Origin of the sequence: Streptomyces sp. NPDC050997 (assembly GCF_040660135.1) — a bacterium.
In the GTDB taxonomy this organism is placed as follows: domain Bacteria; phylum Actinomycetota; class Actinomycetes; order Streptomycetales; family Streptomycetaceae; genus Streptomyces.
In genome coordinates this window covers 342,307-362,378 of sequence record NZ_JBFAGK010000006.1, presented here as the reverse complement: position 1 = coordinate 362,378, position 20,072 = coordinate 342,307, and the positions used below count along the sequence as shown (strand labels likewise).

Here is a 20,072-nt window from a genome sequence, read left to right as displayed (position 1 = left end):
GAAGAGCTGCTACGAAGAGCTGGTACGAGGGGTTAGTACAACGTCTGCAGGTGCTCCCAGAAGCCGTCCCTCAGGGACCGACGCAAGTCCGACTGGCCGCGCAGCGAGTACTGGAGCAGCCCTTCCGCCTCCACCAGGAGGTCCTGGTCCACGGAGCCGGGGAGATAGGGGTGGCCCGGCAGGAGCTCGACGAGTGACTCGCGACCCCGCGCGGCCAGCCACTTCGCCGCGATCTGCGCGCCCACGAAACGGACGTCCTCGCGGGTGGGGCGGGACGCCGTCGCCTCGTAGGCGGGGGCCACGCGCCGGGACACGTACGGTTTGAAGAAGTCGAGGTCGAAGGTGCGCTGGCTGTCGACCTCCCAGAGCAGCGGCTCGGCCTGGTTGCGGCCCTCGGGTGCCTCGATGCCCCAGAGGTGGACGCGGGCGCCGTACCCCTGCGCCGCCTCCACCGCCGAGACCAGGTCCTCGTCGCCGCCGAGCAGCGCCGCGTCGCTGATGGCGCGATGCCGGGCGAGGGACTCCAGGTCGGAGCGGATGAGCGAGTCGACGCCCTTCTGCTGGTTGTTCGCGTTCAGGTTGCCCAACCGGACCTTGACGTCCGGGAGTTCGGCGATGGACTGCTGCTCCGCCGTGTGGATGCGGCGTCTCGCGCCGTCGTACCAGTAGACCCTCAGCAGCCGGCTGTCCGCGAAGATCGTGCGGGCCCGGTCGATGAGCGCCTCGATGAGCCCCTCGGTGTCGAGGTCGAAGGAGCGGCGGTCCTCCGTGCCGGCGACGAGTCGTCCCGCGGCCGCGTAGAGGTATCCCGCGTCGACGAAGATGGCGTGCGTCGAGGGCGTCTTCGCCACCTCGGCGAGCATGCGCTGGAGCAGCTCGTTGGTGCGGTCGATGCGGGCGCTGAGGGCCTCGAGGTCGTCGTTCATCGCCTCCATTGTCCCGGCGGTCACGCTGCGAACACAACCGGTCCCGGTCAGTCTCCTTCGACTCTTGCACAATGCTTACCGGTCAGTAATTAGCCGTTCGAAAAATTTCTTTAGCGTAGGGAATGTTTGTAACACGCATCCCGTTGACTAGATACGGAACAGGGAGCACCGATGCTTCCTGCGCCGTCCGCCAAGTAGTTCTCCTCAGGAGGATGACCAGACGAAGGGAGAAGCCCTTGCGCTTCGAAATCATGCGACTCGACGATGTCGACGGCACAGCCGTGGACAGCACCGTTGTGGACGCCGCCTCCGTCAACCGTATCGTTCAGCAGGCTGCCTCGATCGGGCAGCGGCTGTGGATCCGGCCGGCCGAAACCTCGGCCTCATAACCCCGGATCCCTCCACAGTTTCAGAGCCCCCGTTCGGCAGCGACGTCGAACGGGGGCTCTGCTCTTGCCCACAGACCCGGGACAGCCGGCTAGCTCGCCCGGACCACCTGAGTGACCCCGTTGATGATCTGCTGGACGGCGATCGCGGAGAGCATCATGCCCGCGAGGCGCGTCACCAGGACCACACCGCCGTCCTTGATGACCCGGATGATCAGCAGCGAGTACCGCATCACCAGCCACAGGACGACATGGATGGCGAGGATCGCCGTCCACACCGACACCTGCGACACGGCACCGTCGGTCTTCTGGACCGCCAGGATCACCGACACGATCGCGCCCGGCCCGGCCAGCAGCGGCATGCCCAGCGGTACGAGGGCCACGTTGACGTCCTTGGTCTGCTTCGGCTCGTCCGTCTTGCCGGTGAGCAGGTCCAGCGCGATCAACAGGAGCAGCAACCCGCCCGCGATCATCAGCGCGGGCACGGAGACATGCAGGTAGTCGAGGATCTGGTGCCCGAGGACCCCGAAGACGGTGATCACGCCACCGGCCACACAGACGGCCTGGAAGGCCATCCGCTTCTGCACCTTGGCCGGGCGGCCGGCGGTCAGCGCGAGGAAGATCGGGGTGATCCCGGGGGGATCCATGATGACGAAGAGGGTCAGGAAGAGGGAGCCGAAGACGGCGACGTCGAACATGAGGGCCTTGCAGAGCGGGGGAGGGAGGTGGGCGTGCGGAGGCTGAGCCTCAGTGCGGAGGCTGAGCCTCAGGCCCCGCCGGTCCCCGGCACCGGGAACGCGCCCGTCGCGCGTCGCGTGATCTCCCCGTACACCTCGGGGTCGGTCGTGTACTCGCCGAGCGAGACGGTCTTGCGGCTGCCGTGGTAGTCGGAGGAGCCCGTGACCAGCAGCCCCAGTTCCTTGGCCAGCCCCCGCAGTCGCGCCCGCGCGTCCACGTCGTGGTCCATGTGGTCGACCTCGATGCCGTCCAGGCCGGCCGCGGCCATCTCGGCGATCGCGGAGTCCGGCACCGTGCGGCCCCGTTTGGCGGCGGCCGGATGTGCGAACACGGTGACCCCGCCCGCGCTCTTGACCAGCCGGATCGCCTCGAAGGGGTCCGTCTCGTGCTTCGCCACGTAGGCCCGGCCGCCGTCGGCCAGCCAGTCCTCGGTGAAGGCGTCGCTCACGGTCGGTACGACCCCGAGCTCGACCAGCGCGGTCGCCACATGCGGGCGCCCCACCGAGCCGTCGCCCGCGATCCGCGCCACCTGCTCCCAGGTGACGGGCACGCCCAGTTCCCTGAGCCGGGCGACCATGCCGCGGGCCCGCGGCACCCGGTCGTCGCGCACCAGCTCCCGCTCGGCGAGCAGCGCCGGCTCCTCGGGGTCGAAGAGGTAGGCCAGCATGTGCATGGAGACGCCGTCGATACGACAGGACAGCTCGGCGCCCGTGACGAGCGTGAGCCCCTCCGGCAGCGCGGTGATGGCCTCCGCGTGCCCCCGGGTCGTGTCATGGTCGGTCAACGCGACGACGTCCAGACCGGCCGCGGCGGCGTTACGCACCAGCTCGGCAGGGCTGTCCGTACCGTCGGAGGCCGTGGAGTGGGTGTGCAGATCGACGCGCACGACGCGGACTCCAAACGATGACGGGGCGGCCTGGACGGACCGGACTGACGGGAACGCTCAAGGATAACCAGATATTCGAGCTCCCCTGTCACACCCGCACACCTCGAGCACCCCCTACACACACCCACCCAGGGGCGCGGGGCTGTATCGATGTGCGACTCCGCCGCGTGGGCGCGACCAGCCCCGGACAACCCGCAGACGGCCGCGAGCCCGAGCACTCAAGACCCAACTCGGCCAACCCAGCGGAGCGCTACGGCTTGAGCAGGCGCGGCGACAGCGCCCCGCACGGCACCAACTCCAACTCCGCCCCCGCGTCCCGCAGATCCGTCAGCACCAGCTCGTCGTACATCAGCAGCCCGGACTGCTCGGGCCACACCACCGCCCACACCCACAGCCCCAGCGCCTCGCCCGCGAAGACGGCGCGGTCGTCCGGGGCGCCGGCGACATGCCAGAGCGGGGTCGGGCGTCCGGCGGCCAGCACCTTGGCCTGGGGCGGTTTCTCGACGCTCATGTACGGACCGGGGTCCGGGCCGTCGATGCCCGCGTACCGGGCGCCGAGGCCCACACCGAGTTCCTCGGCCACCAGGATCAGTTCCCCCATGCCGCCGAGCGGTCCGGGCCCGGAGCAGGCCACCGCCGTGGCCCGGCCGCCACTGCGGTCGTCGCCCGCGCAGGCCACACCCGTGAACAGCCAACCGACCGGTAGCGGCCACGGCATCCACACCGGCACCTGGGTGCGGTGCACCACGACTCCGAGGGCCTCGACGCTGGGCGGGATCACGGGCTGCACCGGATGCACGGTGCCGTGCGCATCGCACTGCCAGGTATCGGCGAAGAGTCCGGGAGCCCTGACCCGGCCACCGCACTTCGGGCAACTGGGTTCGCCCCTCATAGCGCCCCACGGTCCTACCCCCGCCCCGCCACGTCAAGGGACGATCACCCGTCCGGACGGAAGCCGCCCACCGGGGGAAATTAGATGTAGCTTGCATTAATTAGCAGACCTAACCTACTGTGTGCATATACCAACTACCTTCACTCGGGATGGGAGCACACGATGGGAGCACGCCAGGACCCCGCAAGCCAGGATCCCTTCGACGCGGGAGCCGGCGGCATCCTTCGCCAGCCCAAGGCGGTGTGGGCCACCGCCGGCGCGTCCGTCGTCGCCTTCATGGGCATCGGACTCGTCGACCCGATCCTGCCGTCCATCGCATCGGGCCTGAACGCCACCGCCAGCCAGGTCTCCCTGCTCTTCACCTCCTATTTCCTCATCACCGCGATCGCGATGCTGGTCACCGGCTTCGTCTCCAGCCGGATCGGCGGCAAGAAGACCCTGCTGCTCGGCCTCACGCTGGTCGTGGTCTTCGCGGGCCTCGCGGGCACCTCGGGCTCCGTCGACGAACTCGTCGGCTTCCGGGCCGGCTGGGGCCTCGGCAACGCACTGTTCGTCTCGACCGCCCTCGCGGTCATCGTCGGCGCCGCGGCGGGAGGAAGCGCGGCCGCGATCCTGCTGTACGAGTCCGCCCTCGGCCTCGGCATGGCGTGCGGGCCCCTGCTGGGCGCGCTGCTCGGTGACGCCAGCTGGCGCTACCCCTTCTTCGGCACCGCGTTCCTGATGGCCATCGGCTTCCTGTGCATCACCGTGTTCCTGAAGGAACAGCCGAAGCCGGCCAGGAAGACCTCACTGCTGGACCCGATCAGGGCACTCGGCCACGGCGGGCTCGCCTCGGCCGCGGGCTCGGCGTTCTTCTACAACTACACGTTCTTCACCGTGCTGGCCTTCACACCGTTCGTGCTCGACATGACCCCGTACAAGTCGGGGGCCGTGTTCTTCGCCTGGGGTGTGCTGCTCGCCGTCTTCTCGGTGATCGTGGCCCCGCGCCTGCAGGCACGGTTCGGCTCGCTGAAGGTGCTCGGCGGCTCACTGGTGCTGCTCGCGGCCGACGTGCTCGTCCTCGGATACGGCAACCACACCGCGGCCGTCGTCTGCACGATCCTGTCCGGTGCCTTCATCGGCGTGAACAACACCGTGTACACGGAGCTGGCCCTGGGCGTCTCGGACGCGCCGCGTCCCGTGGCCAGCGCGGGCTACAACTTCGTGCGCTGGTTCGCCGCGGCCGCCGCGCCCTACTTCGCGCCGAAGATCGAGGAGTGGACCGACATCCACATCCCGTTCGTGGTCGCGGCGGTGACGGCGCTCCTGGGTGCGCTCGTGGTCGTCGTACGTCGGAAGGCACTCACCCTCCCCCACTCTCGGCTGCGCTCGAGCGGGGGGACCCCCATGGCCGAGGAGCTGGAGCCGCGGCACGCGACCGGGGACAGTGTCGCCGTCTTCGTCAACTGACGCTTTTCGACCACCAGTTGGTGACCTTCCTCACCCGGAGGGTCATGCCAGCGAGACGGACTTACGGGACGGGTCCCTCAGGTCCGTCCCGTTCGTCAGCCAGCGCTCCTGGAGGGCCCCGGCGCCGTGCACGCGCTTCCAGGCGGCCTCGTTCGGGGTCATCGGGAGCAGCGGCAGGAACCGTACGGGGTCAAGGGGCTCATCGAGCTCCAGGTCCTCCACCAGACCGCCGGGCTCGGCGACCAGCACCGAGGTGAACGGGGCGTCGGGCCACAGCGGCCCCCCGACGTCGAGGGAGGCGCCGGGAGCCACGACCAGGCCCTCGACCTGCGGGGACGCGGCGAGAACGGCGAGCGGACGGAGCACCTTGTCGGTGTCGGCGAGACCGGAACGGACCGACAGGACCAGCTCGGCGCGCGGCCCCTTGAGCGGGTCGGCGAGCGCCGCCGTGGGGTCGGTCATGGGGTGCGCGGACATGCCGAGCGTGGCGTAGCGGACCACTCCGCCCTCCTGGCCGGTGTCCTGGAAACGCAGCACCTCGACGCGGTCCGTGCCGAGGAAGGTGACCGCCGCGCGGGCGTCCGGCGTGCCGAGCGCGGTGCGCAACCGGGCCTCGACCAGTGGAAGAACATCAGCCATGCGGCGAGCATAGAACTCGTCAGTAGCGGGCAAAGCAGCGCCTTGACAGTTCGCTCGACTGCTACTCTTGCCCGGTGGTTCGGGGCAGCACGCATTAGCGTCGCGGCCAGCCCCGACGCCGACGAGACTCCCTTACGAGGGACCGGCCGGAGGAGGTGGGGCTGCAATGGACCGAAGTCGACCGTGCAGTAGCACCCGCTCTTCCCGCCGCTGATGTAGCTGCTCCGGCTCTGGCTGACTGCCACCTCTCGCACTCACTGCACCGCGGAAGAGCGCTTCGTTTCGTTTTACCTGATCTGTCTGATCTGCCTGCCTGAATCAGTACCTGTATCAGTAGCGAAGCTCGCCACCGCGACGGTGCGGTGCTCCCCGCTTTGTGGACGTGCCAAACATCCCCCTGCTTCGAAGGGCGGGGAGACCCCACGCCAGGACGTCCCCATTCCGGGTAGTTCCACCCGTCGCCGGCGGCCTTTCGTTGCCTGTCACGAAGGAGCCAGCCATGTCGATGATCCGCGACCTGCGTGCCGTGGTCCGTCCGTCCCGCGTCTCCCTGCGCAAGGACACCGGCCTCTACGACACCACCCGCGACCCCTCGACGCCCTCCGCCGTCGTCGACTGCGCCGTCTACCGCGACGGCGCCCGCGTCGCGCAGGACAAGCCGCTGACCCCGCACGAGGCGATGCGCGTGGTGCGCCGCGACGGCGGCTTCGTGTGGATCGGACTGCACGAGCCGACCGAGGCCGAATTCGCCGGTATCGCCAGGGAGTTCGGGCTGCACCCACTGGCCGTGGAGGACGCCGTGCAGGCCCACCAGCGGCCCAAGCTGGAGCGGTACGACGACTCCCTGTTCACCGTCTTCAAGACCATCCACTACGTCGAGCACGACCGGCTCACCGCGAACAGCGAGGTCGTCGAGACCGGCGAGGTCATGTGCTTCACCGGACGGGACTTCTTCATCACCGTCCGGCACGGCGGCCAGGGCTCACTGCGGGCACTGCGCCACCGCCTCCAGGACGACCCCGAGCTGCTCGCGAAGGGCCCCTCGGCGGTCCTGCACGCGATCGCCGACCACGTCGTCGACGGCTACATCGCGGTCGCCGACGCGGTGCAGGACGACATCGACGAGGTGGAGACCGAGGTCTTCTCGCCGGGCCGGCGAGGCGGGGTCTCGCGTGGTGTGGACTCGGCGCGGATCTACCAACTCAAGCGTGAGGTCCTGGAGTTCAAGCGGGCGGTGTCGCCACTGCTGCGGCCCATGCAGCTGCTCAGCGAGCGGCCGATGCGGCTGGTCGACCCGGACATCCAGAAGTACTTCCGGGACGTCGCCGACCACCTCGCCCGCGTCCAGGAGCAGGTCATCGGCTTCGACGAGCTGCTCAACTCGATCCTCCAGGCCAACCTCGCGCAGGCCTCCGTCGCGCAGAACGAGGACATGCGGAAGATCACCTCGTGGGCCGCGATCATCGCCGTACCGACGATGGTGTGCGGGGTCTACGGGATGAACTTCGACTACATGCCGGAGACGCACTGGAAGTACGGATACCCGGTGATCATGTCCGTCACGGTGGCCCTGTGCCTGGTCATCCACCGCACGCTGAAGCGCAACGGCTGGCTGTGAGAGCACCTGGTTAGGGTGGGCGCATGACTACCGAGCTGCTCGACCGGGCCCTCGTCGAGGAGGCCACGAAGAAGTCCGGCCTCATCTGGGCCCAGGGCCCCGGTTCCCCGGCCCGTGCCCTGTGGCACGTGTGGCACGAGGGCGCGGCCTGTCTGGTCGGCGACGGGCCCGGTGAGCAGCCGTTGCCGGGGCTGGCCGACGGGGCCGACGCCGAGGTCACGGTCCGCAGCAAGGACAAGGGGGGCCGGCTGGTCTCCTGGACGGCGAAGGTCGCGGAGCTGGCGCCCGGGTCCCCCGAGTGGGAGGCGACGGTCGCCGAACTCAAGGGCAAGCGCCTGAACGCGCCCGATGGTGAGGCGATGACGGAGCGCTGGGCCCGCGAGTGCCGGGTCCTGCGCCTGGAGCCGACCGGTGCGAGAGCACCGCTGCCCGACGGTGACCTGGCCGAGGCTCCGCTGCCGACACCGGCGACCACCCGTCAGCCGATGCCGGAGGGTCTGCCTCGGCTGCTCGTGAAGAAACGCAAGCGGAAGTAGCCGCGGGCACCGGGCGCGGTTCAGCACCGCAGGGCTCCGCCGCCGGCGCAGGAAGGATTCGACGCAGAAAGGATTCTGCGCGAGAAGGGTTCGGCACGCGAAGGGCCGGGCTTCGACAACAGAAGGGCAGCTTCCCGCACCGGCGAGGCTTACGACGTCGGCAACTGCTTGCCGTAGTCCACCGTTTCGTCCTTCTCCGGTTCGGCCAGGGTGAAGTCCTTGCCCCAGGCCGAGAAGGTCAGGGTGCCCGCGCCTCCCGCCCGGACCAGGCGCAGGGGGTAGGGCCTGCCCTCCAGGGACACGTCGAGGGTGCCGCCGGAGCCGTCGTCACCGGTGATGCGGACGGTGCGCAGGCCAGCCTGCTCATGGCGGCCGTCCGTCGCCAGCGTGCCGTGCAGGGTCAGCAGACCGTCGAGGAGGACGTCCATGTCCGTGAAGCCGCTGAACTTCTTGTACGAGGGGTCGCCCTGCGGCACCTTCACGTACTTGCCGTCGAGCTTGTCGCCCGCCGCCGTGTCCGCGCCGGAACCCTCGCCCTTGCCGCCCGCTCCGATCCAGAAGCCCGCGTCGGCCTTCAGGAAGAGCGCCTCGCCCACCCGCAGCAGCTGGAAGGTCGCCCCCTCCGCGGTCACCGCCCCGGAGGCACCGTCCCCCTTCAGACGCATGTCGAGCTTGTACGTACGGCCGCCGGCGACCACGTTCCCGGCCAGACGCACGGTGTCGGCGGACTCGGCGGCGGTAACGGACCGGGCCTGGATCTGGTCGGCGGGCAGCTTGCCGACCCCGTTGGTGCCCTCGTCCGGGTCCTCACCGCATCCCGTCAGGACCGTCCCCGTCGCGGCCAAGGCGCACATCGCGCCCACCAGTGAGGCCCTGGGGGCACGGCGTCGGGGAATAGCAGTCACAGGTGGGGCTGCCTTTCTGACGAAGGTCCTTCAGCGGCGTACGGCAGCGTACCGGGGCTCGGCGGCCTCGGCGGAGCCGGACCGCGAGGACCGCTCACCAGGGCGTATCCGATGCGGACGGGCTAGCCTGAAGCCCACCCGAGCGGGCAATTCGGATAACGGACCCACCAGGCGACCCAGGACGCGACTACTCACGAACCCCGCACGAAAAGGAAACACAGCCATGGCAGCGGGCCCCCGGATCTTCGTCTCGCACCTCGCCGGCGTAGCCGTCTTCGATCCCACCGGCGACCAGGTCGGCCGCGTGCGCGACCTGGTCGCCATGCTGCGCGTCGGACGGCGTCCGCCGCGTCTGCTCGGGCTGGTCGTCGAACTGGCCACGCGCCGCCGTATCTTCCTGCCCATCACGAGAGTCACCGGCATCCAGTCCGGCCAGGTCATCACCACCGGCGTGGTCAACGTCCGCCGCTTCGAGCAGCGGCCCACCGAGCGGCTGGTGCTCGGGGAACTCCTCGACCGGCGGGTCACGCTCGTCGAGACCGGCGAGGAGGTCACGGTCCTGGACGTAGCGGTGCAGCAACTGCCTGCCCGCCGCGACTGGGAGATCGACAAGGTGTTCGTCCGCAAGGGCGGCAAGGGCGGCGCCTTCCGGCGCAAGGGCGAGGCGCTGACGGTCGAGTGGTCCGCCGTCACCGGCTTCGCCCTGGAGGAGCACGGACAGGGCGCCGAGAGCCTCCTGGCCACCTTCGAGCAGCTGCGCCCGGCCGACCTCGCCAACGTGCTGCACCATCTCTCCCCCAAGCGGCGCGTCGAGGTCGCCGCCGCCCTCGACGACGACCGCCTCGCCGACGTCCTGGAGGAACTCCCGGAGGACGACCAGATCGAGATCCTCGGCAAGCTGAAGGAGGAGCGCGCCGCCGACGTCCTGGAGGCCATGGACCCGGACGACGCGGCCGACCTGCTCGGCGAGCTGCCCACGAACGACCAGGAGCGGCTGCTGAGCCTGATGAAGCCCGCCGACGCGGCCGACATGCGACGCCTGATGTCGTACGAGGAGCACACCGCGGGCGGGCTGATGACGACCGAGCCGATCGTGCTGCGGCCCGACGCCACCGTCGCCGACGCGCTCGCCCGGGTCCGCAACGCCGACCTCTCCCCCGCCCTCGCCGCGCAGGTCTACGTCTGCCGGCCGCCCGACGAGACCCCGACCGGCAAGTACCTGGGCACGGTCCACTTCCAGCGGCTGCTGCGCGACCCGCCGTACACCCTGGTCAGCTCGATCATCGTCGACGACCTGCAACCCCTCGACCCGGACGCGGCGCTGCCGCTCGTCGCCGGGTTCTTCGCGACGTACGACATGGTCGCGGCGCCCGTCGTGGACGAGGCCGGGTCGCTGCTGGGCGCGGTGACCGTGGACGACGTCCTGGACCACATGCTGCCGGACGACTGGCGGGAGACCGAGTTCCACCTCGACGAGGACAACGAGGGCAACGGAGACAGCGGGGACAACGGGGACAGCGAAGAAGACCGCAAGGACGACAAGGACGAGGAGGTGGCCCCGCATGACTCCTGAGCGTGACCCCGGCACCCGCGAGCGCACGCCGGCGGGCGCCACCGCCACCACACGCCCCCGTACGCCCCGCCTGGACCAGCCACGGCCGACCCGGCGCCGGATCCTGCCCGAGTGGGACCCGGAGGCCTTCGGACGGCTCTCGGAGCGCATCGCGCGCTTCCTGGGCACCGGACGGTTCATCGTCTGGATGACGGTCGTCATCATCGCGTGGGTGCTGTGGAACATCTTCGCGCCCCGAGACCTGCGCTTCGACAACTACCCGTTCATCTTCCTGACCCTGATGCTGTCCCTCCAGGCCTCCTACGCGGCCCCGTTGATCCTGCTCGCGCAGAACAGGCAGGACGACCGCGACCGGGTCAACCTCGAACAGGACCGCGCGCAGGGAGAGCGGTCCATCGCGGACACCGAGTACCTGACCCGGGAAATCGCCTCCCTGCGTATCGGCCTGGGCGAGGTCGCGACCCGTGACTGGATCCGCTCCGAGCTGCAGGACATGGTGAAGGAGCTGGAGGGGCGGCGCAACGGCCACCACGAGCACAGCGCATTCCACGCGGTTCCGGCAGAACGGCCGCGGGGACGTGACGCAGGCGACCGGTGACGGGCTTTCCGGGGCCGGTGTCCGGCGCCGTACCATCGTGGTTATGGCTACGGAAGACGCGGTGCGTGAAGCACTGGCGACGGTGAACGACCCCGAGATCAACCGCCCCATCACCGAGCTCGGGATGGTCAAGTCGGTGGACATCGGTGCGGACGGAGCGGTCGCGGTCACCGTGTACCTGACCGTCTCCGGTTGCCCGATGCGCGAGACGATCACACAGCGGGTGACGGACGCGGTCTCCGCGGTCGAGGGCGTGACCCGGGTGGACGTCACGCTGGACGTGATGAGCGACGAGCAGCGCAAGGGGCTGGCGACCGCCCTGCGCGGCGGCCAGACCGAGCGCGAGGTCCCGTTCGCCCAGCCCGGCTCACTCACGCGTGTGTACGCGGTCGCCTCCGGCAAGGGCGGCGTCGGCAAGTCGTCGGTCACCGTGAACCTGGCGGTGGCGATGGCCGCGGACGGCCTGAAGGTGGGCGTGGTCGACGCCGACATCTACGGCCACTCCGTGCCGCGCATGCTGGGCGCCGACGGCACTCCCACCCAGGTCGAGAACATGATCATGCCGCCGTCCGCGAACGGCGTGAAGGTCATCTCGATCGGCATGTTCACCCCGGGCAACTCCGCGGTCGTCTGGCGCGGCCCGATGCTCCACCGCGCCCTCCAGCAGTTCCTGTCGGACGTGTACTGGGGCGACCTGGACGTCCTCCTGCTCGACCTGCCGCCGGGCACCGGCGACATCGCGATCTCCGTGGCCCAGCTGGTCCCGAACGCCGAGATCCTGGTCGTGACGACGCCTCAGCAGGCGGCGGCCGAGGTGGCCGAGCGGGCGGGTTCCATCGCCGTGCAGACCCACCAGAAGATCGTCGGCGTGATCGAGAACATGTCGGGCATGCCGTGCCCGCACTGCGACGAGATGGTCGACATCTTCGGCACCGGTGGCGGCCAGTCGGTCGCGGACGGCCTGACCCGCACGACCGGCGCCACCGTCCCGGTCCTCGGCTCGATCCCCATCGACGTCCGCCTCCGCGAGGGCGGCGACGAGGGCAAGCCGGTCGTCCTGGCCGACCCGGACTCCCCGGCGGGCTCCGCGCTGCGCGCGATCGCGGGGAAGCTGGGGGGCCGCCAGCGCGGCCTTTCCGGACTGTCGCTGGGGATCACTCCCCGGAACAAGTTCTAGGCCACCGACCTCGAAGGGGCGCCGCGTACTGACGGCGCCCCTTTGTCATGTGTCATGCCTCATGCGTCGTGCCTCATGCGTCATGCGTAGGCGTTGATGTCCTTGATCATGGCGAAGCCGAGACCGTACGCGCTCATGCCCCTCCCGTACGCGCCCACGTGCACGCCGTTCTGGGTCGGCCCGGCCAGAACCCAGCCGAACTCGGACTCCCGGTAGTGGAACGGCGTGGGCACCCCGTCCACCGGCAGGGACAACGTCGACCAGTCCGAGCTGTCCAGGTCGTCGGCCAGTGCCCACGCCGTCTCGGTCTGCTGCTCCAGCCAGTCGTCCCGCAGCGTGTGGTCCATATGCCCGGGCCAGGTGAAGGACAGCAGCCCCACCCCCGCGAGCCAGGCCGCCGAGGACACCGACGTGGCCTCCAGAAGTCCCGTACCGTCGGCGCTCCTCCGGGACGGATTCGCCGCGACGGTCACCACCACCGCGAACTTCTCCTTGTCCTCCGACGCCTCGTTCCGTACGGAGGGCTCGTCGCCGTGTCCGATCGAACCGTGCTCGACGGCCCCGTCGGCCGCCGTCCCGACCTGCATCAGCCAGCGCTGCCCCGTGAAGGCCTCATCGAGGCCGTACCACGGGAAGGGCGCCAGCAGGTAGCCGTCGACCGTACGCCGGGCGGAGGGGGCCTGTTGCCCGCCCTCCGCGGCCGGCGTCTGCGCGACTGCCCGACTCGTCGTCTCCATCTGCCCGGACGCCTCCTCGTTCTCGTCGGACCGAACGGCCCGCCCCCCTGCGGGCGGCGTTGCTGGTTCGCGTACGGCCCGCACAACAACTCGGCAGCATAGCCACACCGCTCCGAGCTGCTGAGAAAGCGCCCGCCGCGTGGGTCGTTCAGAGGGCCCGTTCAGGCCGTACAGCGGCGGGGCGGAGTATGAAACGCGTCACGTACGGCCGTGTGGGAGGCGGCTGCGGCTCAGGTGGCGTCCGCGTCGTAGGGCGGGCGGTCGTCCGGCTTCTCGGGCTTCTTCGTCATGTCGATGGTGCCGCCGGAGGGTTCGGACGAGGACGAGGACGAGGACGATCCGGACGAGGAGGAGTCCGACTCGCGGCTGTGGACCGCGTCCGTGACCTCGGCCATCTCCTTCTTCAGGTCGAAGCCGTTACGGATCTCCTTGAGCCCCAGGTCCTCGTTGTCCAGCTGCTTGCGGATGAAGGTCTTGGGGTTGAGGTCCTCGAACTCGAAGTCCTTGAACTCCGGGCCCAGTTCGCTGCGGATGTCGTCCTTGGCGCTCTCCGAGAACTCCCGGATCTTGCGCACGGTCCGCATCACGTCCTGGATGACCTTCGGGAGCTTGTCCGGACCGAAGACGAGCACGGCGAGGACGACGAGCGTCACCACCTCGAGCGGTCCTATGTCATTGAACACCTGAAGCTCCTTGCGATGTCCTCGGTCCTCGGCCCTCGGTGGTCTGTGCGGGTCTCGTGGTCCGGGCCGGGTCCACGGTACCCGGCGATCCTGTACGACCGGTACTGTCCCGGCGGTTCCGACTGCGACCGGACGGGCGGTTTTCCGGGTTGTTTGCCTAGTGGGAGGGGGCGTGAGCCCGTCACCTGTGGGGTTTATGTCAATCGGCGGCGGAGCCGAGGACCAGCGACAGGGTCCTCTCCTTGCCGGCCCGCTCCAGGGTGAGTTCCAGCCGGTCACCCGGACGGTGGGCGCGGGTCTTGACGATGAGCTCCTCGCCGGAGTGGACGGGCCGGCCGTCGACCTCGGTGATGACGTCGCCTGCCTTGATCCCGGCCCGGGCGCCGGGGCCGCCGACGGTGACCGCGGGGCCGCCGTCGGCGCTCCTGGTGTCGACGCGGGCGCCGTCGCCGGTGTAGTCCATGTCGAGGGTGACTCCGATGACCGGGTGGGTCGCCCGGCCGGTGTTGATCAGCTCCTCTGCGACCCGCTTGCCCTGGTTGATCGGTATGGCGAAACCGAGGCCGATGGAGCCGGCCTGGCCGCCGTCGAGGTCGGCACCGCTGTCGGCGGAGCGGATGGCGGAGTTGATGCCGATGACACGGGCCCGGGCGTCGAGGAGGGGGCCGCCGGAGTTGCCGGGGTTGATCGGCGCGTCGGTCTGCAGGGCGTCCACGTAGGACACGTCGCTCCCGTCACTGCCCTCGCCGTCTTCACCGCCGGCGGTGATGGGCCGTTCCTTCGCGCTGATGATGCCGGAGGTGACGGTGCCCTCCAGGTCGAAGGGGGCGCCGATGGCGACGACGGGGTCGCCGACCTGGACGTTGTCGGAGTTGCCCAGGGGCACCGGCTGGAGACCGCTGACACCTCGGACCTTGACGACGGCGAGGTCGTAGCCGCTGTCCCGGCCGACGACGGTGGCCTCGGCGGTGTCCCCGCTGCTGAAGGTCACGGATATCTCGCCGTCGGACCCGGCAGGCTCCACGACGTGGTTGTTGGTGAGGATGTGGCCGCGGGCGTCGAGCACGAACCCGGTGCCGGTGCCCTGTTCCGCGGAGCCGTTCACATGCAGCGTCACCACGCCGGGCAGGGCCCGCGCGGCGATCCCGGCCACACTGTCCGGAGCCCGTCCGGCGGGCTCCGCGGCCGCCTGCGGCAGCTCCACCTCCCCGATCCCACCGTTGCGCTCCAGATACGTCCCTACGACACCGCCCACGCCCCCGGACACGACAGCGAGCAGCACGGCGGCCCCGAGGAGCGTCCTCCTGACCCGCTTGCGCCGCTGGTCCCTACTGGCGACAGCGGCACCGGTCTGCTGGAGCGGACCGGTCGCGGGGGCCCAGGGGTCGTAGTTCTGCCAGGGGGTGGGCGAGGGTGGGGCCTCTCCGGAGGGGGCGGGGGCGAGCGCCGGGGTCGCTACGGCTGGGGCCGGGGTGGGCTCGGGGGCCGGGGATGTCGGGTGCTGCACGGGCGGAGCGGGCGCCCAGGGGCCCGGGCCACCGTACGGCGGGGTGCTGTAGGGGTCGGGGTCGTGAAGGGGCCTGGGACGCTCGGCAGGGCGGCCAGGAGCGTCCTTCACGACGGGTTCCGGGGCAGGCTCGGGGGCGGGTTCCGGGACGGGCTCCGGGGCGGGCTCGGGGGCGGGTTCCGGGACGGGCTCCGGGGCCCTGAGTTCGTAGTCGCCCTCCGGCTCCGCCAGAGGGATGTGCGGTGACCTCAGCGCGAAGTCACCGTCGGAATCGGCGACTTCGACGGAACCGGCGGCACCGACGCGATCCGCGGCGCGGGCGCCTGGCCCCGCGTCGGCCGGTGCCCCCGTCGGCATCGGCATCGGCATCGGCGAAGGTTCCGCCGCAGCCGCCCCGCCCCTCGCTGCCCCGCTCGCGTCGGTCACCTCGTCCGGCGTCAGTGCCGGACCGTCCGCCTTCGCGGGCTTCCCCTCGTTCATGCTCTCCCCCACAGTCACGGCCCGCCGGAGCCGGTCCGGCGGACGGCGGGCCACGCCGCGGACGCGGGCCCTGCCGCTCACCTGGGGGGCGCCGGCCGCGACCTGATCGGCCGGACCGGCCCCGGTCCCGCACGGATCGCCGGCGGTGGCCGAAGTTCGTCCACTCCCCTGGATTCAACCAGGTTCGCGGGCGACCACGCAGAGGCCGGTCAGCGGGGGGATTCGGCGGAGGGGGAGGGAGCGGAGGTCGTGTCGGGGACGATCGCGGCGAGCAGACCGGCCGAGGCGAGCTCCGGGGCGGTGGACCACGCGGTCAGGGCGACCGGCGGGGTGGCGCTGAGCGGCCGTATCAGCGGCGACATGGCGGCCGCGCCGGCCACCACGGGCGCCGCCAGATCATGCACGGCCTCCTCGTATCCGCCCGCGGCGGGCCTCGGCATCCCGGGCAGGAGCGGCGCGGACACCTCGGTCGGGGCGACCTGGGTGCCGCCGAGCGGGCCCTGGCTCTGCGCGAGCAGCGGACCCGCCCCACGGCGGCGCTGGCTCTCGGGCGGCGTGGCGGCTCCGGTGCCCTGTGTGCGCGCCGGAGTGACGTTGCTGCCGGTGCCGGTACCGGCGCGCGCGTCCGCGGAGAGGTCGCCCGGTGTCACCGTGGAGACGCCGCCCAGCGCGATCGCGGCCAGGGACACCGCCCCGGCGGCGGCGAACGCGAACCGCATGCCGCGGCCTGACCGCTCGCCGTCGTGACGGCTGACGTCGTGGATGCGGAAGCCGCGGTTCACGGAGGAGTGCGGCAGCACGGAGGCGTGCGCACGAGCCGGTACGTAGCCGAACTCGAACCGCTCGCCGCGCTTCAGGCCGAAGACCCCGGTGGACCCGGGACGTCCGCCCAGTGGGCCGGTGATGCCCGACCCGCCGAACGGTGTGTCGTCGTCCGCCGGATCACCCCCGGCCGGTAGCCCCTGGAGGCGGGCCAGGAAACTCTCGGAGGGCGGTGGCGGGGCGGCCTCCGCGAAGACGTTCTTCAGTCGGCGCTGCGCGTCGGCCTCGGCCTTGCACTTGGCGCAGGTGGCCAGGTGCGCGAGCACGCGGTCGCGCGACTCATGACCGAGCTCGCCATCCACCAGGGCGGCGAGTCGGTCTCCCAGATGCTGTTCCGCGAGGCGTGCCTCGCCGGGTTCGGGCCGTGATCCACTCACGCGGTCGCGCCCCCTCCCCCCAGCGCGGGAACACGGGCCATGAAGGAGCGGCGCTCGGCCCGGGCCTCCGGCGAGCGGTGCGCGAGGGCCTTGCGCAGCTGCGAGCGGCCACGATGGATCCGGGACCGGACCGTGCCGAGCTTGACGCCCAGGGTCGCGGCGATCTCCTCGTACGACAGTCCTTCGATGTCGCACAGGACGACCGCGGCGCGGAACTCCGGGGCGAGCGTGTCGAGGGCCTGCTGGACGTCCGCGTCGAAGTGCGCGTCGTTGAAGACCTGCTGGGGCGATGGCTCGCGGCTGGGCAGGCGCTCCGCCGCGTCCTCACCGAGGGCGTCGAAACGGATGCGCTGCTTGCGGCGGACCATGTCCAGGAAGAGGTTGGTGGTGATGCGGTGCAGCCAGCCCTCGAAAGTCCCGGGCGTGTACGTCGAAAGAGAGCGGAAGACGCGGACGAAGACCTCTTGGGTGAGATCCTCGGCGTCGTGCTGGTTGCCCGTCAGCCGGTACGCCAGCCGGTAGACCCGGCCGCTGTGCGTGCTGACGATCTCCTCCCAGGTGGGCGGAGTCCACGCCTGCCCGTCCGCGTCGGTGGAGAAGGTCGCGGTCTGGGTGTACTCAGCGGCGTGGCTGTGGTCAGCAGCGGTGTCGTTCACGGATTTCGGCCTGCCCGCCGACCCGAGAAAGCGCCGCAGCACTCCTCCCCGATCCACAGGTACGGCCGCACCTCCCCTGTCGGCTCTGGTGGTGTCCAGTGGAGCCCCTACCATAGCCACCTCGCCCGTTAGCTCCGGATAAGCGGTTTTACGAGAATTTGATCTGGGCTGATACAGCTCATACTGCTGCGTCAGCACTTGCTCGAGCTCTCGCTCGTCACCGTGATCCAACTGTGTCCCCCCGCTCTGTCTCCCACCCCTCTAAACGCCTGGTCCCATCTGCGGGTTCCCGACACCAACGGATACAGTCACGCCCAGGCAACCACGGGGACAGGAGAGGCTCATTACCGGCAACCGGCAGACGAGCTGGGCGTTCGCCGACGCCTATGTCGCCGAGGGCGAAACCCTGCACTGGGCCCGTGACCGGGCCCGGGAGGCGGGGTTGCGCTCGGTGTCGCCCGGCACGGGTGCGGCGCTGCGGTTGCTCGCTGCCACCGTGGACGCCAAGGCGGTCGCCGAGATCGGCACCGGAACCGGCGTGTCGGGGATCCATCTGCTGCACGGCATGCGCCCGGACGGCGTCCTCACCACGGTGGACCCCGAGCCGGAACACCAGCAGTTCGCCCGCCAGGCCTTCCGCGCCTGTGGCTTCGCCAGCAACCGGGCCCGTTTCATCCCCGGCCGCGCCCTGGAAGTGCTGCCCCGGCTCGCCGACGCAGGCTATGACCTGGTCTTTTGCGATGGTGACCGGCAGGAGTTCCTGGACTATCTCGCTGAATCGTTGCGGCTGCTGCGTCCGGGGGGCCTCGTCGTGTTCGAGGGGGTTTTCGCGAACGGCCGGACGGTGGACTCGGGCCCGCAGCCCACAGAGGTCCTGCGGCTGCGGGAGCTGCTGCGCGCGGTGCGCGAGAGCCAGGACCTGTTGCCGTCGCTGCTCCCCGTCGGTGACGGGCTGCTGTGCGCCGTCAAACGGTGACCTGCCCGACCAGGCGAAAAAATCCGTCCAAGAGTGCCCCGTAAGCGGTCCGAGCCCTGAAAAAGCTGCCCCGGCACCGCATGCGATGCCGGGGCAGCCGAAAGGGTATGGTCGCTCCGCTCAGCCGACGACCTTCTTGAGGGCGTCACCAAGTGCGCCGGCCTCGTCAGGGGTCAGCTCGACGACGAGTCGACCGCCGCCTTCGAGCGGAACGCGCATGACAATGCCCCGCCCCTCCTTGGTCACCTCGAGCGGGCCATCGCCCGTCCGCGGCTTCATGGCCGCCATGCTCGTTCCCCTTCCTGAAACCAGCTCATAGTCAAAGCCGACAGCCCTGGAGGGCACGCGCATTCCTGGAACGGGACACGCGACACCGGCATCGAACACATTGCTTCCCAGCCATTATCCCGCATCTCAGGACCCGATGACCAACATCAGTCGGCATCGCTTGGGCAACGCGCGCGAGCAAAACCACTCAATTCGGCGATGTGACTGCGATACTGCGCCACCTTGCGGACCTCCGCCGACCGGAGACGGACCAGAATTCTTTGACGCAGGTCACACGTCCGCTCCGCTCCCCGGGCGGTGATCTCCGCCATGCTGTCCCTCGGACACCGGGACGTACTGACCAGTACGTTCGATCCCGACACCAGAGGGGACACGCCATGGCCGACACCGTGCTGTACGAGGTGAGCGACGGACTCGCGACGATCACGCTGAACCGCCCCGAGGCGATGAACGCGCTGAACATCGCGACCAAGGTCGCCCTCCGGGACGCGGTGCGGTCCGCGGCGGACGACGATGCCGTACGTGCGGTGCTGCTGACCGCCGCCGGTGACCGGGCGTTCTGCGTGGGTCAGGACCTCAAGGAGCACATCGGGCTGCTGGCCGCCGACCGCGAGGCGGGCACCGGACAGACCATGAGCACGGTCCGGGAGCACTACAACCCGATCGTGCGGGCCCTGACGGAGATGCCCAAGCCCGTGGTGGCGGGGGTGAACGGGGTCGCGGCCGGCGCCGGGTTCGGTTTCGCGCTCGCCGCGGACTACCGGGTGGTGGCGGACACGGCGGCCTTCAACACGTCCTTCGCGGGCGTGGCGCTGACCGCCGACTCGGGTGTCTCCTGGACGCTGCCGCGGGTCGTCGGCCCCGGGCGCGCCGCCGACCTGCTGCTCTTCCCACGGAGCATCAAGGCGCAGGAGGCGTACGAGCTGGGTATCGCGGGCCGGGTCGTGCCGACGGGGTCACTGCGCGACGAGGCGGAGCAGGTGGCGCGGGCGTTGGCGCAGGGGCCCACGGTGGCGTACGGCGCGATCAAGGAGGCCGTCGCGTACGGGCTGTCCCACTCGCTGGCCGAGACGCTGGACAAGGAGGACGAGCTGCAGACGCGGGCGGGTTCGTCGGAGGATCACGCGATCGCTGTGCAGGCCTTCGTCAACAAGGAGCAGCCGAAGTACTCGGGCCGGTGAGCCGGGGGCGGGTGGGGCCGCACATCGATACGGCCCCTCGCC

At 70.4% G+C, this 20,072-nt stretch carries 21 protein-coding genes; 9 read left to right on the top strand and 12 right to left on the bottom strand.

The genetic code is table 11. The features are described from left to right. Positions 1 to 32: 32 nt before the first annotated feature. A complete protein-coding gene (locus AB0H86_RS16910; RefSeq protein WP_362438171.1) occupies positions 33 to 926 on the bottom strand; it encodes an NYN domain-containing protein in 894 nt (297 codons plus the stop codon). Positions 927 to 1,162: 236 nt separating this feature from the next. On the opposite strand from AB0H86_RS16910, the gene AB0H86_RS16905 reads away from it, so the two are divergent. Further along, positions 1,163 to 1,315 carry a hypothetical protein gene (locus AB0H86_RS16905; RefSeq protein ID WP_362438168.1) on the top strand — a complete coding sequence of 51 codons (153 nt, stop codon included), beginning with the start codon at positions 1,163 to 1,165 and terminating at the stop codon, positions 1,313 to 1,315. An 89-nt stretch (positions 1,316 to 1,404) separates the two neighbouring features. Here AB0H86_RS16905 and AB0H86_RS16900 read toward each other — a convergent pair whose 3' ends face one another. The 3 genes from AB0H86_RS16900 to AB0H86_RS16890 form a co-directional block, all read right to left on the bottom strand. Next, positions 1,405 to 2,010, bottom strand: a complete 606-nt coding sequence (locus AB0H86_RS16900) for a MarC family protein (protein WP_362438165.1) — start codon at positions 2,008 to 2,010, stop codon at positions 1,405 to 1,407. Positions 2,011 to 2,078: 68 nt separating this feature from the next. Next, positions 2,079 to 2,936 carry a PHP domain-containing protein gene (locus AB0H86_RS16895; protein ID WP_362438162.1) on the bottom strand — a complete coding sequence of 286 codons (858 nt, stop codon included), beginning with the start codon at positions 2,934 to 2,936 and terminating at the stop codon, positions 2,079 to 2,081. Between the two features lie 250 nt (positions 2,937 to 3,186). Continuing rightward, positions 3,187 to 3,828, bottom strand: coding sequence for a DUF6758 family protein (locus AB0H86_RS16890; RefSeq protein WP_362438159.1), 642 nt, complete (start codon positions 3,826 to 3,828; stop codon positions 3,187 to 3,189). Positions 3,829 to 3,990: 162 nt separating this feature from the next. On the opposite strand from AB0H86_RS16890, the gene AB0H86_RS16885 reads away from it, so the two are divergent. Next, entirely contained in the window at positions 3,991 to 5,277 is a 1,287-nt protein-coding gene (locus AB0H86_RS16885; RefSeq protein ID WP_362438156.1) for an MFS transporter, read from the top strand. Positions 5,278 to 5,319: 42 nt separating this feature from the next. Here the strand turns inward: AB0H86_RS16885 and AB0H86_RS16880 are convergent, their stop codons facing one another. Then, positions 5,320 to 5,916 carry a suppressor of fused domain protein gene (locus AB0H86_RS16880; RefSeq protein WP_362438153.1) on the bottom strand — a complete coding sequence of 199 codons (597 nt, stop codon included), beginning with the start codon at positions 5,914 to 5,916 and terminating at the stop codon, positions 5,320 to 5,322. Positions 5,917 to 6,415: 499 nt separating this feature from the next. Between AB0H86_RS16880 and AB0H86_RS16875 the strand changes: the two genes are divergently transcribed. Beyond that, on the top strand, positions 6,416 to 7,534 hold the full coding sequence (locus AB0H86_RS16875; RefSeq protein WP_362438150.1) for a magnesium and cobalt transport protein CorA: 1,119 nt from the start codon (positions 6,416 to 6,418) through the stop codon (positions 7,532 to 7,534). 23 nt (positions 7,535 to 7,557) lie between these two features. Next, positions 7,558 to 8,070 (top strand): hypothetical protein, encoded by a 513-nt coding sequence (locus AB0H86_RS16870; protein ID WP_362438147.1) that lies wholly within the window; start codon positions 7,558 to 7,560, stop codon positions 8,068 to 8,070. Between the two features lie 149 nt (positions 8,071 to 8,219). Here the strand turns inward: AB0H86_RS16870 and AB0H86_RS16865 are convergent, their stop codons facing one another. Then, entirely contained in the window at positions 8,220 to 8,924 is a 705-nt protein-coding gene (locus AB0H86_RS16865; protein WP_362438144.1) for a hypothetical protein, read from the bottom strand. Between the two features lie 274 nt (positions 8,925 to 9,198). Between AB0H86_RS16865 and AB0H86_RS16860 the strand changes: the two genes are divergently transcribed. The 3 genes from AB0H86_RS16860 to AB0H86_RS16850 are packed head-to-tail and all read left to right on the top strand — an operon-like array spanning position 9,199 to position 12,323. Further along, positions 9,199 to 10,548: a CBS domain-containing protein gene (locus AB0H86_RS16860; RefSeq protein WP_362438141.1), complete on the top strand. Its 1,350-nt coding sequence runs from the start codon at positions 9,199 to 9,201 to the stop codon at positions 10,546 to 10,548. Next, complete coding sequence (locus AB0H86_RS16855) at positions 10,538 to 11,146, top strand: DUF1003 domain-containing protein (RefSeq protein WP_362438138.1); 609 nt, start codon at positions 10,538 to 10,540, stop codon at positions 11,144 to 11,146. The genes AB0H86_RS16860 and AB0H86_RS16855 overlap by 11 nt, the downstream gene beginning before the upstream one ends. Before the next feature lie 43 nt (positions 11,147 to 11,189). Further along, positions 11,190 to 12,323, top strand: a complete 1,134-nt coding sequence (locus tag AB0H86_RS16850) for an Mrp/NBP35 family ATP-binding protein (RefSeq protein ID WP_362438135.1) — start codon at positions 11,190 to 11,192, stop codon at positions 12,321 to 12,323. A gap of 80 nt (positions 12,324 to 12,403) precedes the next feature. On the opposite strand, the gene AB0H86_RS16845 is transcribed toward AB0H86_RS16850, so the two are convergent. The 5 genes from AB0H86_RS16845 to sigE form a co-directional block, all read right to left on the bottom strand. After that, on the bottom strand, positions 12,404 to 13,060 hold the full coding sequence (locus AB0H86_RS16845) for a hypothetical protein (protein ID WP_362438131.1): 657 nt from the start codon (positions 13,058 to 13,060) through the stop codon (positions 12,404 to 12,406). Positions 13,061 to 13,290: 230 nt separating this feature from the next. After that, on the bottom strand, positions 13,291 to 13,743 hold the full coding sequence (locus tag AB0H86_RS16840) for a sec-independent translocase (protein ID WP_362438128.1): 453 nt from the start codon (positions 13,741 to 13,743) through the stop codon (positions 13,291 to 13,293). A 199-nt stretch (positions 13,744 to 13,942) separates the two neighbouring features. Beyond that, the gene (locus tag AB0H86_RS16835; RefSeq protein ID WP_362438125.1) at positions 13,943 to 15,730 is read right to left on the bottom strand and encodes a trypsin-like peptidase domain-containing protein; all 1,788 of its coding nucleotides are present in this window, start codon (positions 15,728 to 15,730) and stop codon (positions 13,943 to 13,945) included. Between the two features lie 209 nt (positions 15,731 to 15,939). Next, positions 15,940 to 16,929, bottom strand: a complete 990-nt coding sequence (locus AB0H86_RS16830; protein ID WP_362438122.1) for a zf-HC2 domain-containing protein — start codon at positions 16,927 to 16,929, stop codon at positions 15,940 to 15,942. After that, a complete protein-coding gene (gene sigE, locus AB0H86_RS16825) occupies positions 16,926 to 17,699 on the bottom strand; it encodes an RNA polymerase sigma factor SigE (RefSeq protein WP_362438568.1) in 774 nt (257 codons plus the stop codon). Before sigE ends, AB0H86_RS16830 begins: the two co-directional genes overlap by 4 nt. Before the next feature lie 163 nt (positions 17,700 to 17,862). On the opposite strand from sigE, the gene AB0H86_RS16820 reads away from it, so the two are divergent. Continuing rightward, on the top strand, positions 17,863 to 18,561 hold the full coding sequence (locus AB0H86_RS16820) for an O-methyltransferase (protein ID WP_362438565.1): 699 nt from the start codon (positions 17,863 to 17,865) through the stop codon (positions 18,559 to 18,561). A 120-nt stretch (positions 18,562 to 18,681) separates the two neighbouring features. Here the strand turns inward: AB0H86_RS16820 and AB0H86_RS16815 are convergent, their stop codons facing one another. Next, positions 18,682 to 18,849: a DUF3117 domain-containing protein gene (locus AB0H86_RS16815; protein WP_069086806.1), complete on the bottom strand. Its 168-nt coding sequence runs from the start codon at positions 18,847 to 18,849 to the stop codon at positions 18,682 to 18,684. Between the two features lie 377 nt (positions 18,850 to 19,226). Here AB0H86_RS16815 and AB0H86_RS16810 point away from each other — a divergent pair, with 377 nt between their 5' ends. Continuing rightward, positions 19,227 to 20,030 (top strand): enoyl-CoA hydratase-related protein, encoded by an 804-nt coding sequence (locus AB0H86_RS16810; RefSeq protein WP_362438119.1) that lies wholly within the window; start codon positions 19,227 to 19,229, stop codon positions 20,028 to 20,030. The last annotated feature ends 42 nt before the right edge of the window (positions 20,031 to 20,072 follow it).